Raw genomic sequence first — 11,784 nt, 5'->3', positions numbered from 1 at the left:
GTGGGGGATCACCCCACGGGAGGAGTCCTCAGCGCGGGGTGCGGATGCGGGCGCGGGCGGGCGGGGTCCCGTGGCGGGCGCGGGTCCCTGCCGCCGGGCGGGCGGCGGTCTGCACGCGGCGTCTCCTCGTTCCTGGTGCCGGTCGGCGACGATCCTGCCGGGACCCGGCGAGCCCGGCGACCGGTTTTCTCACGCCTCCGGGACGGGGGCGCCGGACGGCACCCCGACGGCCACGTGGTCGTCGTAGTGGCGGCGCCAGGCCGGGGTGGGCCCGCCCGGAGGGGGCGTCGGGCGGCCGGCCAGGGCCGCGTCGAGCGCGGAGAGGCAGACCTCCCACCCGGCCGCCGTGCGGGCGGCGGTGTCGCGGGCACCGAGCAGGGCGGTGAAGGTGAGGCGGGACCCGCCGTCGGCGAGCGGCTCGACGACGAGGCGGAGCTCGTCGTCCGCCCACGTCAGAGTGAGCCGGTGCGGCGGCTCGTGGAGGACGACGCGTCCGCTCCCGCCGTCGCCGTCGGCGTCGAAGGAGAAGCGCACGACCCCGCCCGCGACCGGCTCCCCGGCGTCGGGGAACGCGACGCGGGCCGGGAACCAGGCGACCAGCTCGGTCGGGTCGGTCACCGCCTCCCAGACCCGCTGCGGGGGATGGGCGTAGTCGCGCACGAACCGCAGGGCGGGCCTGCCGTCGATCTCGAGGTACGTGCCGGTGGTCATCGGGGCTCCTCGGGGGTGTTCCGGTCCAGGTGCTCGCCGAGCGCGTCCAGGGCGTCGCCCCAGCGCCGGCGGTAGGGCGCGAGCCAGGCCTCGAGCTCGCCCAGCGGGCGGGGGTCGACCGCGTAGACGCGCCGCTGGGCGTCGACCGTCACCCGCACCAGGCCGGCCCGGCGCAGCACGCCGAGGTGCTTGGACGCCGAGGGCTGGGGCAGGTCGAGGCGTGCGACCACCTCGCCGACGGCGTGCGGGCGCTCGCGCAGCACGTCGAGGATCGCCCGGCGCGTGGGGTCGGCGAGTGCGGTCCAGGGGGTCGCCACGGCCCTGAGTATGCCGTTTGTCGTATATTCCTGTCCAGGCATTGACGACGGTCTCGTTCGGCCCAACCCGGGAACCTGCCACCCTGGGACCGCGTCCGTTGATGAGAGCCTTGATCGAGACAGCTCCGCGTGGGGTGGGCCGGGCCCCCGCGGTGACCACGGACCGGCGGCGGTGCGGGGGAACGCTGGGTGGCGACGGTGGTGGAGGGGGCGGAGTCCCGGACGGCGGGGGACCGGCTCGCGGCGTGGCTGACGCGTCGCCTGGGCTCGATGGTCACCGTCTACCTCACGGTGGCGCTCTCCGCGGTCTGGATGGTGCTCGGGGCCCGGTCCGTGCTGGGGTTCGACCCGTACCCGTACCCGGTCCTGCTGTTCGTCGGGAACGTCGTCCAGCTGCTGCTGATCTTCGTGATCCTGGTGGGCCAGCGGACCCTCTCGGAGTCCGGTGAGCGCCGCGCCCAGCAGACCTACGACGACGCCCAGGCCATCCTCGGCGAGTGCCACCGGCTGCAGGCACTGATCGACGACCGCGCCCGGCTGCTCAACCGCGGCGCGGCGGCGGGCCGGGAGCTCGACCCCTGCGACACCGCGCCGATCATGATCAGCCCGCCGCTCGCCGTGGAGCCCGCGATCTCCACCCCGAACCGGCGCATGGCCGCCTGGCTGGTGCAGCGGCTCGGGAGCCGCTCGGCCGTCGTCGTGGCCACCGGGATCGTCGGGGGCTGGATGGTGCTCGCCCTGCTCGGCGTGATCCCCGACCCGTACCCGTTCCCGTTCCTGCTCTTCTGCTCGAGCCTCGCCCAGCTGGTCTTCATGTTCGTGATCATGGTCGGCCAGGACGTGCTCGGGGAGGTCTCCGAGCGCCGCATCGTGGAGACGTCCAACCACACCGCCGTCGTCCTGCAGCAGTGCCGCCACCTGCGTCAGCACCTGCTCGCGCAGGACGAGCTGCTCACCGCGGTCGTCGAGGAGGCGGTCGACGCGCGGGCGCCCGAGGGCCCGGGGGCGCCGGCCCCCCGCCGCGAGCACACCGACCAGGACGTGGGGTCGGGCCGCCGCTGAAGGGTCCGCTCGGGGCAGGATGTCCACCATGGACCTCGGTCTCGCCGGACGCACCGCCGTCGTCTGCGCCTCCACCTCCGGCCTCGGTGAGGCCACCGCCCGGGCGCTCGCCGCGGAAGGGGCCCGCGTCGTGGTGAGCGGACGGCGCGGCGAACGTGCCGTGGAGATCGCCGCCGAGCTGCCCGAGGCCGTCGGCGCCGGGGTCGACCTCACCGAGCCGGACGGCCCCGAGACGCTGGTCGCGCGGGCCCGGGACGCGTTCGGCGCGGTCGACGTGCTCGTGCTCAACAGCGGCGGCCCGCCGCCGAGCACCGCCGCGACGCTGGACACCGACGCCCTGCGCGACGCGCTGGTCCCGCTCCTGCTCGCCCAGCAGCGGCTCGTCTCGCTGGTCCTGCCGGCCATGCGGGAGCGCGGGTGGGGCCGGATCCTCGGGGTCGGGTCGACCGGGGTCGTCGCGCCGATCCCCGGGCTCGCACTGTCCAACGTCGGGCGGGCCGCGCTGGCGGGCTACCTCAAGACCCTGGCCGGCGAGGTGGCCGCCGACGGCGTCACGGTCAACCTGCTGCTGCCCGGCCGGATCGCGACCGCCCGCACCGCGCAGGTGGACGCGAGCGTCGCGGAGCGCGAGGGCATCTCGACCGCGGAGGCCGAGTCGCGGGCCGCGGCGTCGATCCCGGCCGGGCGCTACGGCACGGCCGCCGAGTTCGGCGCCGTCGCCGCGTTCCTGTGCAGCGAGGCGGCGTCCTACGTCACCGGCACGGCCACCCGGTGCGACGGCGGGTTGGTGGGCGGGCTGTAGACGGGGCTGCCCCGACCGGGTGACCTCCGCGAGGTCCGCCCCGGCGAGGGTTGACATCACGGGGACGGGGGATGCCCGAATGCCGCCGACCACGTCGGGTCGGAGGCCGTGACCCCCCGAGGTGGACCCATGACCGCGCCGCAGGGCCAGCACGACTCCTCTCTCAGCCCGGCCCACCGTGTCGTGGTCGTCCACCGCGTCGGCGCCGTCGTCGTCGCGGTGGTGATCGCCGCGTTCGGCGTCCTCGGCCTCGTCGGGGGCCTCGGCTTCTTCGACACCCGCGGCGCGCCGGTGCTCGGGCTGTCCTCGAACGGGCTGCTCTCGACGATCTCGCTGGTGACCGCCGTCGTCCTGGTGCTCGCGGCCGTGCGCGGGGGGCGCTTCTCCTCGACGGTGATGATCGTGGTCGGGGCCCTGTTCATCGTCTCGGCCTTCGCGAACCTGGGCGTCATGACGACGCCGTACAACTTCCTGGCGTTCCGCTGGCCCAACGTCGTCTTCTCGATCGTCGCGGGCCTCGTGCTGCTGTTCCTCGGGGGGTACGGGCGGCTCAGCGCCGGCCTGCCCGCCGACAACCCCTACCGGTCCGAGCACGCGGGGCAGCACACCGACCAGGACGACCCGGACGCCGTGGCGCGCTCCCTGCCCTTCCGGGCGAGCACCCGGGCCGAGCGCGACGCCGACGCGGAGATGGCGGAGGCCTCCCGGGCGATCGCGGCGGGCTCGGCCACGCCCGATCAGCGTCGTCGCATGGAGGAGGTCGACCGGCTGCGGACCCACGAGGACCGCCGGGACCGGTGGATGGCGCTCGGCCGCGACGAGCACTCCACCGGCGGGGCCGGCGCGGCCTGACGGTCCGGGCCTGTCGTCGCGGGCCCGGGGCTGCTAGACCAGGGGACATGGCGACCCCGGTCACGACCCAGCCCGGCACCGAGCACGCCGCCGCCGACGCGGTGCGCACTGAGGTCGACGGCGTCGTCGGCCGGGTCGTGCTGACCGCGGCCCGGCGGCGCAACCCGCTCTCGGTCGCGACGATGCGCGCCGTCACCGCAGGCCTGCGCGACGTCTCGGCGCGCGAGGGCGTGCGGGTCGTCGTCATCGCCGCGGAGGGTCCGGCGTTCTCGGCGGGTCACGACCTCTCCGAGATGGTCGACCGGACGCTCGAGGAGGAGCGCGAGGTGTTCGCGGTCTGTACCGAGATGATGCGGGCCGTCCACGCGGTGCCGCAGCCGGTGATCGCCGCCGTACAGGGCATGGCCGTGGCCGCGGGCTGCCAGCTCGTCGCCACGTGCGACCTCGCGATCGCCGCCGACCACGCCGTCTTCGGCACCCCCGGCGTCAAGATCGGCCTGTTCTGCTCGACGCCGATGGTGGCGGTCAGCCGGGCGATCGGCCGCAAGCGCGCCATGCAGATGCTGCTGACCGGCCAGACGATCGACGCCGCCACGGCCGCCGAGTGGGGCCTGATCAACGCCGCGGTGCCCGCCGACGAGCTCGACGCGGCGGTCCGGGCGCTGGCGGAGAAGGTCGCCGACGCGAGCAGCGTGACGCTGCGCATCGGCAAGGAGGCCTTCTACCGACAGATCGAGCTCTCCGAGGACGAGGCCTACGGCGAGATGAGCGAGGTGATGGCGACCAACGCCATGACCTGCGACGCCCAGGAGGGCATGTCCGCCTTCCTGGCCAAGCGTGCCCCGGTCTGGCAGGACCGCTAGGCCGACCACGACCACCGGCAAAGGAGCCGCCCGATGACGTTCCCCGGCCTGCAGCACGTGGCCATCACCGTGTCCGACCTGCAGCGCTCGACGCAGTGGTACTCCCGGCTGTTCGGCACCGACCCCGTGCTCGACGAGGACGAGGAGGGCGGCGAGTTCCACCACACCGTCTTCGCCCTCGACGGCGGGATGCTGTTCGGCCTGCACACGCACATGGGCCGCGAGGCCAGGGACGCCTTCGACGAGCGCCGCACCGGGCTCGACCACATCAGCTTCGCGCTGCCGGACTCGGCGTCGCTGGAGCAGTGGGGCAGCCGCCTCGACGAGCTGGGCATCTCGCACGGCGGGGTCAAGAAGGCGCACTACGGCTCGGGCATCTCGTTCCGTGACCCCGACGGGATCGCGCTCGAGTTCTTCATTGCGCCCGGCACCTGAGCCCGGCCTCGTGGTGACTGGGGGGCACCTTCGCTCGGTCTAGTCGAGCGAGGGTGCCCTTCGGTCTTTCCCCGCCGCCGCCGCGTGTTCCGGCGAGGGGTGCCCCTGGCCCGTCTAGGCGACTGATGGTGCCCTTCGCTCAGGACCACCCCGACGGCCGCCCGTCCTGATGACGTGCCTCACGGTCCTAGAAAGTGACTTGTCGGTCGATCCGGGGTACCGTCCCGGCCATGGCTCCACGGCGCGACTACTTCGACGGCTGCGCTGCGGCCCACGCCCTCGACCTCGTGGGGGAGCGGTGGGCGCTGCTCGTGGTGCGCGAGCTCCTGCTCGGCCCGAAGCGGTTCACCGACCTGCGGACCGGGCTGCCCCACGCCAGCCCCAACGTGCTGTCCCAGCGGCTGCGTGAGCTCGAGGACGCGGGGGTGCTCCGGCGCCGCCGGCTGCCCCCGCCCGCCGCGTCCGCGGTGTACGAGCTCACCGAGTGGGGCCGCGAGCTCGAGCCGGTGCTGCAGACCCTGGGTCGGTGGGCCGCGCGCTCGCTCCCGGAGGCCGAGCACATCGGGGTCGACTCGCTGGTCCTCTCGATGCGCACGATGTTCTCCGCGGAGCAGGCCCGGGGCGTCGACGACGACGTGCAGTTCGTGCTGGCCGACCAGCCCTTCGTCGCCCGGATCCACGACGGCGCGTTCACGATGGAGCGCGGCGAGCTCCCGAGCCCGTCCGCGACGGTGACCGCGCAGGCGCCGGAGGCGTGGGCGGCGGTGCTCTACGCGGGCCACCCGCTGGACTCCGCGATCTCCGACGGGATGCTGACGCTCTCCGGGGACCGCGCGGCCGTCGAGCGGCTGCTCGGCCTGTTCCCGATGCCCGAGCCGCTGCGGACCCCGGACGCCGTCGGCGCCTGATCCCGGAGGTCGTCGACGGGCCCGCGTGCCACGATCACCCCATGGACAGCGCTGCCCCGAACGACCCGCCCGTCCTCGTCGAGCGTGACGACGCCGAGGCCGTCACCACCGTGCGGCTCAACCGGCCGGACTCGCGCAACGCGCTCACCCTGGAGCTCAAGGTCGCCCTGCGCGACGCGCTGGCCGAGGTCGCGGAGGACTCCTCGGTGCGCGCGGTCGTCCTCGCCTCGAGCGGCCCGGCGTTCTGCGTCGGGCAGGACCTGCGCGAGCACGCCGAGTCGCTGCGCGGGGAGAGCTCCCCGGGCGGCTCGCTGTCCACCGTGACCGAGCACTACAACCCGATCGCGACCTCGCTCGCCGGGATGGCGAAGCCGGTGGTCGCGTCGATCACCGGGACCACGGTCGGCGCCGGACTCGGGTTCGTGCTGGCCTGCGACCTCCGGGTCGCCGCCGCCGGCACCAGGTTCGCGACGGCGTTCTCCGGGATCGGATTCGGCGGCGACTCCGGGCTCTCCGCGACCCTCGCGCACTGCGTCGGCGCATCACGGGCCACCGAGCTCCTCATGCTGGGCGACACCTTCACCGCCGAGCAGGCGCACGACTGGGGGATCGTCCGCGAGGTCGCCGCCGACGCCGAGGCCACCGAGGCCGCCGCGCTCGCGCTCGCCCGCCGGCTGGCCGCCGGCCCGACGCTGGCCTACGCCGAGATCAAGCAGGCCGTCGCGCTGGGCACCGTGTCCCCGCTGGCGACCGTCCTGGACCACGAGGCGCACGCCCAGGTCCGCCTCGGCGCCACCCAGGACCACCGCGATGCCGTCGAGGCGTTCCTGGCCAAGGAGAGGCCGGTGTTCCACGGGCGCTGAGCCCGGTCAGACCTTCTGCAGCCCCACCACGCGCAGCAGGTCGAGCTTCTCCGCGTCCGGGCTCCCCGGTGCGGCGGAGTAGACGATCAGGACCTGGCCGTCGTCGGGGACCTCGAGGGCGTCGCAGTCGAGGGTGATCCGCCCGATGCCGGCGACGTCGTAGGTCTTGCGGTCCACACGGTGGTCCTCGACCGGGCGCTCGGCCCAGAGCGAGGCGAAGCGCGGGCTGACCCGGCGGAGCTCGTCGACCAGGCTGCGCAGCACCGGGTCGTCGGGGTAGCGGGCGAGGGCGGACCGGGCGTCGGCCACGGCCGAGCGGTCGAGCCGGTCCCGGCCGCCCGCCTCGTCGAGGACCAGCCCGCGACCCTCGCCGGCCCCCGGGCCGAACCGCATCCAGAGCAGGTTCCGGCGCTCCCGGGGGATCGCCGAGATGTCGCCGAGCAGGGCGTCGGCCAGCGGGTTCCAGGCGAGCAGCGACTTGCGCGCGTCGATGAGCATGGCCGGGAGGTCCTGCATCCGGTCGAGCAGGCGCAGCACGCTGGGGCGCACGACGTCGTTGACCCGCCCCGGGCCCGGCAGGGCCACCCCGGCGAGGTCGAACAGGTGCCCGGCTTCGGCGGGGGAGAGCCGCAGGGCCCGGGCGAGCGCCCCGAGCACCGACGGCGACGGGTGCGGGCCCCGGCCCTGCTCCAGGCGCACGACGTAGTCGACCGACACCCCGGCCAACCGCGCGACCTCCTCGCGGCGCAGGCCCGGCGTGCGTCGTCGCGGCCCGGCGGGCACGCCGGCGTCGGCGGGGGTCAGCCGCTCGCGCCACTGCCGCAACGCCGCCGCCAGCTCGGTCGTGTCGCCCCGCGTCATGGTCCCCAGCCTGCCCCCTCGCGCGCGGGCGAGCCTGGTACCGCGACTCCCTGCTTGCGCGGCCCGGCTCTGCGCCGCCCCGGTGCGGTCAGATCCCGAGCGACGCGCGCAGCTCGCGCTTGAGGACCTTCCCGACGGCGTTGCGGGGCAGCGGCTCGGTCGTGGTCGCGATCCGGGTGGGGGCGGCGAACGCGGCGATGCGGGTCGCGACCCGGTCGTGCAGCGCCGCCTCGTCCGGCGCGGCCCCGGGGGCGTGGACGACGACGGCCGCCACCTCCTCCCCGAGCGTCGGGTGGGGGACGCCGACCACGGCCGCGTCCAGCACGCCCTCGACCTCGAGGAGCTCGGCCTCGACGGCGGCGCAGTAGACGTTCTCGCCGCCGCGGATCACGACGTCCTTGAGCCGGTCGACGACGCGGATCACCCCGTCGTCGACGCGCCCGAGGTCGCCGGTGCGGAACCAGCCGTCGACGAAGGCCGCGGCGGTCGCCTCCGGGGCGTTCCAGTAGCCACGGACGACGTTCGGCCCGCGGAACCACAGCTCGCCGACGACGCCCTCGCCGAGGTCGGCCTCTGACACGGGGTCGACGACGCGGACGTCGGCGCTCGGGACCGGCCGCCCGACGGCATCGGGGGCGGCGAGGTAGTCCTCGCCGGCGTTGAACGCGATGCCCGCGGTGGTCTCGGTGAGCCCGTAGCCGTTCGAGGGCGCCCCGACGGGGGCGACGCGCCGGACGAGCTCCGGAGGGATCGGGGCGCCGCCCATCCCGATGCCGACCAGGGAGGACAGGTCGGCGCCCGGGGTCGCGGCGGCCGTGCGCACCAGGTCCCGGGCCACCGTCGGGACCCCGGCGAGCGAGGTGAGGCGTTCGGCGGCGATGACCCGCAGCGCCTCGCCGGCGTCCCAGCGGTAGAGCGTCGCGATCGTGGACCCGCCGGCCGTCCCGCTCACCATCCCGCAGAGCCCGGCGACGTGGAACATCGGGAAGGCCAGGAGCACCCCGGGCGCCGCGGGCGGCGCGACCCCGGACAGCCGCGCGCCGACCGCGACCGTCAGCCGGCGGTTGTGGACGTCGGTGCAGAGGTTGCGGTGTGTCCCGACGGCGCCCTTGGGCCGTCCGGTGGTGCCTGAGGTGTAGAGGATGAACGCGTCGTCCTCGGGGTCGAGCGCCACGTCGGGGAGGTGGTCGTCGGTCACCTCGCCCAGGAGCTCGGCGAAGGTCATGCATCCCGGCGCCTCGCCGCGCACCACGACCACGCCGACGTCGTCGGGGGTCACCTCGCGCAGCACCGCGGCCCGCTCCCCGTCGGCGACGACCAGCCGCGGGCCGGCGTCCGCTACCGCATGCGCGAGCTCGGCCGACTGCCACCACGCGTTGAGCGGCACCACCACGAGCCCCGACACCCACGCGGCCCAGCACAGCGGCATCCACTCGGGATAGTTCCGCAGGCAGACCGCGACGCGGTCGCCCCGGCGCAGGCCCAGCTCGGCGTAGCGGCGTGCGAGGGCGGCCACCCGCGCGCGGTGCTGCGCGTAGGTGACGCGCTCGCCGTCGTACACGGTGTAGGGGCGGTTGCCGTGCGCCGCGGTCCCGTCGTGCACGTCGCGCAGCACCTGCGGCGCGGTGACGTGGACGCGCAGCGGGATCCCGCGCACCACGGCCTCGCCCAGCTCGGCGGGGCCACCGGGGCCGGTCAGCTCCGCGACCACGTCGTTGCGCGTGGGTCCCGCCTCGACGCCGCCCATATCCGGAAGTGTGGTCCCGATCGGGTCCGTCCGCCGGGCGTCGGGTGAGGGACTGGGCCGTTCGCGCGTATCGGGGGACCCGATCGGGTACCTCCGATCATCAGTACGCGGACCGCCTCGAGGATCCGCGTGATCGACTCCGGGGACCGCCGATCGCGGCGACCCGCGAGGAGGCCGAATGAGCCTGGATCTGAGCCCCACCCGCCGGGTCGGCCTGCCGGTCGACGGCCGGGGCGAGCTCCCCGACGTGACCACTCTCGACGCGCGCCTGCGGGCCGCGGTCGACCGCGCGGTCCGCGCCGGCCTCGACGTGGAGCTGCACGTCTCGCCGGGCACCGAGCTCCCCGACCCGCAGGCCGAGGTGCTCGCCGCGGCCCGCGAGAGCGCGGCGCACCGCGGGGTGGATGTCCGCGTCGTGGCCTGACCGCGGCGGCCACTCGATCGGGTGACACGGCATCGTGATCGGATCGTGACCACCCCGAGATCCACAGGAACGTCCCAGGAAAGCGCGGCGTGTCGGGCCCGTCGTCGGGTTCTGTCGCATTCGTCGGCTTCGCCCGTCTCGTCACGCTGAGGGCGTTTCTCGGACGAATCGCCTGCTCAACGCGGTGACCCCTGCCCTCCGGCCGACCGGTCGCGGTGTGCACACTGCTCCCTGCGTCACCGAAACGAATCCGTTCCGTGAGCGTTGAGAGATGGAACGCTGTGCATCACCGACCGCGAAAGGGCCATTCCATGGGTCGTCACCACGCGAGCGCCCGTCCCCGGATCGAGGGACGTGGCCTGCGACTCGGCGTGGGCTCCGCCGCGGTCGTGGGCGCCGGTCTGCTCCAGCTCGCCGCGCCCGCCCTGGCCGCGCCGGCCGCCCCGGCACCGGCTCCGGCCGCCGCGCCGGCGCCCGCCACGAAGAGCGCCACCCCGTGCGCGATCACGGCCAAGGCCTGCGTCGACATCTCGCAGAAGACGGCGTGGCTGACCGACGGCAAGGGTCACGTCATCGACGGTCCCGTCCCCGTGACGACCGGCGGCAAGGGCGCCGAGACGCCCACCGGCACCTTCACGGTGATGTGGAAGGACAAGAACCACAAGAGCGACGAGTACAACCACGCGCCGATGAACAACTCGGTGTTCTTCGCGCCCGGCGACGCGTTCCACGAGGGCAGCCTCCAGCGCCAGTCGGCCGGGTGCGTCCACCTCTCGCACGACGCGTCGGAGAAGTTCTTCGACACCCTCCAGGTCTACGACCAGGTGCAGATCATCCCTTGATCGGCGGGCCTGTCAGGCTGTCGGTCATGGCAGGCAACCCCGACGAAGGCGACGAGCGGATCGCGATGCTGCTCGACTACGAGAACCTCGCGATCGGGGCCCGCGAGGGGCTCGGGGTGAGCCCGTTCGACCTCACGCCCGTCGCGGACGCGCTGGCGGTGCGCGGCCGGGTGGTCGCCCGCCGCGCCTACGCCGACTGGTCCTACTTCGACGAGGACCGCCGGCTGCTGGCCCGGGCGCAGGTCGAACTCATCGACATCCCCCAGCGGCTCGGGGGCTCCCGCAAGAACGCCGCGGACATCAAGATGGCCGTGGACGCCGTCGAGATCGCCTACGAGCGGTCCTGGGTCACGACGTTCGCCATCGGCACCGGCGACTCGGACTTCACCCCGCTGGTGCACAAGTTGCGCGAGCTCGACAAGCGGGTGATCGGCATCGGCGTGGCGTCCTCGACGTCGCGGCTCCTCCCGCCCGCGTGCGACGAGTTCCTCTACTACGACCGCCTCGTGGACACCTCGCCGCCGGCCGCGGAAGCGACGCCGGTCGCCGGGGCCCCGGCGCCCGCCGCCGGCGCGGAGACCGCCGCGAAGCCCGCCCCCGACGACGACGAGGCCCTCGGGCGCCTCGTCACGCGGACGCTCTCGGGGCTCGCCCGCCGTGGCGACGGACCGGTCCTCGCGTCCCGCCTCAAGCGCGCGATCCTGCGCCAGGACCCGACCTTCGACGAGGCCGAGCACGGGTTCCGGGGGTTCGGGGAACTGCTGCGCCACCTCCAGGACCAACGGATCGTCGAGCTGGCGACGGGGTCGGCGGCGGGCGACCCGGAGGTGACGTTCCCGGAGAACGAGCGCGCCGAGGACGACGCGTTCCGGCTGCTCACCGAGGTCGTAGCCGAGGAGTCGCGCTCCGGGGGAGGCGTGCCGCTGTCCGGGCTCAAGGACCGCGTCCGCAAGCGGCGTCCGGACTTCTCGGAGAAGACCTACGGCTTCACCTCGTTCCTCAGCTTCGCGAAGGCCGCCCGGGCACGCGGGGTGGTCCGCATGGCGTGGGACGAGTCCACCGGCGATTGGCGGCTGGAGCCGGCCTGACGGCCCTCG

14 protein-coding genes are annotated in these 11,784 nt (G+C 74.7%); 10 read left to right on the top strand and 4 right to left on the bottom strand.

Features of this window, described 5'->3' with window-relative positions; all coding sequences use genetic code 11:
• Positions 1 to 189: 189 nt before the first annotated feature.
• Positions 190 to 711: an SRPBCC domain-containing protein gene (locus AC0CYZ_RS00780; RefSeq protein WP_472211125.1), complete on the bottom strand. Its 522-nt coding sequence runs from the start codon at positions 709 to 711 to the stop codon at positions 190 to 192.
• Positions 708 to 1,028 carry an ArsR/SmtB family transcription factor gene (locus AC0CYZ_RS00775; RefSeq protein WP_472211122.1) on the bottom strand — a complete coding sequence of 107 codons (321 nt, stop codon included), beginning with the start codon at positions 1,026 to 1,028 and terminating at the stop codon, positions 708 to 710. Before AC0CYZ_RS00775 ends, AC0CYZ_RS00780 begins: the two co-directional genes overlap by 4 nt.
• A gap of 189 nt (positions 1,029 to 1,217) precedes the next feature.
• Between AC0CYZ_RS00775 and AC0CYZ_RS00770 the strand changes: the two genes are divergently transcribed.
• The 7 genes from AC0CYZ_RS00770 (at position 1,218) to AC0CYZ_RS00740 (ending at position 6,813) form a co-directional block, all read left to right on the top strand.
• Positions 1,218 to 2,090, top strand: coding sequence for a DUF1003 domain-containing protein (locus AC0CYZ_RS00770; protein WP_472211119.1), 873 nt, complete (start codon positions 1,218 to 1,220; stop codon positions 2,088 to 2,090).
• A 28-nt stretch (positions 2,091 to 2,118) separates the two neighbouring features.
• A complete protein-coding gene (locus AC0CYZ_RS00765) occupies positions 2,119 to 2,892 on the top strand; it encodes an SDR family oxidoreductase (protein ID WP_472211116.1) in 774 nt (257 codons plus the stop codon).
• 129 nt (positions 2,893 to 3,021) lie between these two features.
• The gene (locus tag AC0CYZ_RS00760) at positions 3,022 to 3,744 is read left to right on the top strand and encodes a DUF4383 domain-containing protein (RefSeq protein ID WP_472211113.1); all 723 of its coding nucleotides are present in this window, start codon (positions 3,022 to 3,024) and stop codon (positions 3,742 to 3,744) included.
• Positions 3,745 to 3,791: 47 nt separating this feature from the next.
• The gene (locus AC0CYZ_RS00755; protein WP_472211110.1) at positions 3,792 to 4,607 is read left to right on the top strand and encodes an enoyl-CoA hydratase; all 816 of its coding nucleotides are present in this window, start codon (positions 3,792 to 3,794) and stop codon (positions 4,605 to 4,607) included.
• A gap of 33 nt (positions 4,608 to 4,640) precedes the next feature.
• Positions 4,641 to 5,042 carry a VOC family protein gene (locus AC0CYZ_RS00750; protein WP_472211107.1) on the top strand — a complete coding sequence of 134 codons (402 nt, stop codon included), beginning with the start codon at positions 4,641 to 4,643 and terminating at the stop codon, positions 5,040 to 5,042.
• Positions 5,043 to 5,272: 230 nt separating this feature from the next.
• Positions 5,273 to 5,950 carry a winged helix-turn-helix transcriptional regulator gene (locus AC0CYZ_RS00745; protein WP_472211104.1) on the top strand — a complete coding sequence of 226 codons (678 nt, stop codon included), beginning with the start codon at positions 5,273 to 5,275 and terminating at the stop codon, positions 5,948 to 5,950.
• Positions 5,951 to 5,991: 41 nt separating this feature from the next.
• A complete protein-coding gene (locus AC0CYZ_RS00740; RefSeq protein ID WP_472211100.1) occupies positions 5,992 to 6,813 on the top strand; it encodes an enoyl-CoA hydratase/isomerase family protein in 822 nt (273 codons plus the stop codon).
• 6 nt (positions 6,814 to 6,819) lie between these two features.
• Here AC0CYZ_RS00740 and AC0CYZ_RS00735 read toward each other — a convergent pair whose 3' ends face one another.
• Positions 6,820 to 7,674, bottom strand: coding sequence for a helix-turn-helix transcriptional regulator (locus AC0CYZ_RS00735; RefSeq protein ID WP_472211097.1), 855 nt, complete (start codon positions 7,672 to 7,674; stop codon positions 6,820 to 6,822).
• An 88-nt stretch (positions 7,675 to 7,762) separates the two neighbouring features.
• On the bottom strand, positions 7,763 to 9,421 hold the full coding sequence (locus AC0CYZ_RS00730) for a class I adenylate-forming enzyme family protein (protein WP_472211094.1): 1,659 nt from the start codon (positions 9,419 to 9,421) through the stop codon (positions 7,763 to 7,765).
• A gap of 178 nt (positions 9,422 to 9,599) precedes the next feature.
• Between AC0CYZ_RS00730 and AC0CYZ_RS00725 the strand changes: the two genes are divergently transcribed.
• The 3 genes from AC0CYZ_RS00725 to AC0CYZ_RS00715 all read left to right on the top strand — a co-directional run bounded on the left by AC0CYZ_RS00725 (position 9,600) and on the right by AC0CYZ_RS00715 (position 11,775).
• Positions 9,600 to 9,845 (top strand): hypothetical protein, encoded by a 246-nt coding sequence (locus AC0CYZ_RS00725; protein ID WP_472211092.1) that lies wholly within the window; start codon positions 9,600 to 9,602, stop codon positions 9,843 to 9,845.
• A 371-nt stretch (positions 9,846 to 10,216) separates the two neighbouring features.
• Entirely contained in the window at positions 10,217 to 10,687 is a 471-nt protein-coding gene (locus AC0CYZ_RS00720) for a L,D-transpeptidase (RefSeq protein ID WP_472211089.1), read from the top strand.
• 26 nt (positions 10,688 to 10,713) lie between these two features.
• Positions 10,714 to 11,775: a PIN domain-containing protein gene (locus AC0CYZ_RS00715; RefSeq protein ID WP_472211086.1), complete on the top strand. Its 1,062-nt coding sequence runs from the start codon at positions 10,714 to 10,716 to the stop codon at positions 11,773 to 11,775.
• Positions 11,776 to 11,784 lie beyond the last annotated feature (9 nt).

This window comes from Actinomycetospora sp., from assembly GCF_055612215.1.
The sequence above is the reverse complement of the archived record's forward strand: the minus strand, read 5'-3'. Positions and strand labels throughout refer to the sequence as shown.

Coding starts and splice junctions, on each gene's coding strand:
- AC0CYZ_RS00755 (WP_472211110.1), top strand. CDS start 3,792: ATGGCGACCCCGGTCACGACCCAGCCCGGCACCGAGCACGCCGCCGCC.
- AC0CYZ_RS00780 (WP_472211125.1), bottom strand. CDS start 711: ATGACCACCGGCACGTACCTCGAGATCGACGGCAGGCCCGCCCTGCGG.
- AC0CYZ_RS00760 (WP_472211113.1), top strand. CDS start 3,022: ATGACCGCGCCGCAGGGCCAGCACGACTCCTCTCTCAGCCCGGCCCAC.
- AC0CYZ_RS00725 (WP_472211092.1), top strand. CDS start 9,600: ATGAGCCTGGATCTGAGCCCCACCCGCCGGGTCGGCCTGCCGGTCGAC.
- AC0CYZ_RS00735 (WP_472211097.1), bottom strand. CDS start 7,674: ATGACGCGGGGCGACACGACCGAGCTGGCGGCGGCGTTGCGGCAGTGG.
- AC0CYZ_RS00765 (WP_472211116.1), top strand. CDS start 2,119: ATGGACCTCGGTCTCGCCGGACGCACCGCCGTCGTCTGCGCCTCCACC.
- AC0CYZ_RS00715 (WP_472211086.1), top strand. CDS start 10,714: ATGGCAGGCAACCCCGACGAAGGCGACGAGCGGATCGCGATGCTGCTC.
- AC0CYZ_RS00745 (WP_472211104.1), top strand. CDS start 5,273: ATGGCTCCACGGCGCGACTACTTCGACGGCTGCGCTGCGGCCCACGCC.
- AC0CYZ_RS00750 (WP_472211107.1), top strand. CDS start 4,641: ATGACGTTCCCCGGCCTGCAGCACGTGGCCATCACCGTGTCCGACCTG.
- AC0CYZ_RS00740 (WP_472211100.1), top strand. CDS start 5,992: ATGGACAGCGCTGCCCCGAACGACCCGCCCGTCCTCGTCGAGCGTGAC.
- AC0CYZ_RS00730 (WP_472211094.1), bottom strand. CDS start 9,421: ATGGGCGGCGTCGAGGCGGGACCCACGCGCAACGACGTGGTCGCGGAG.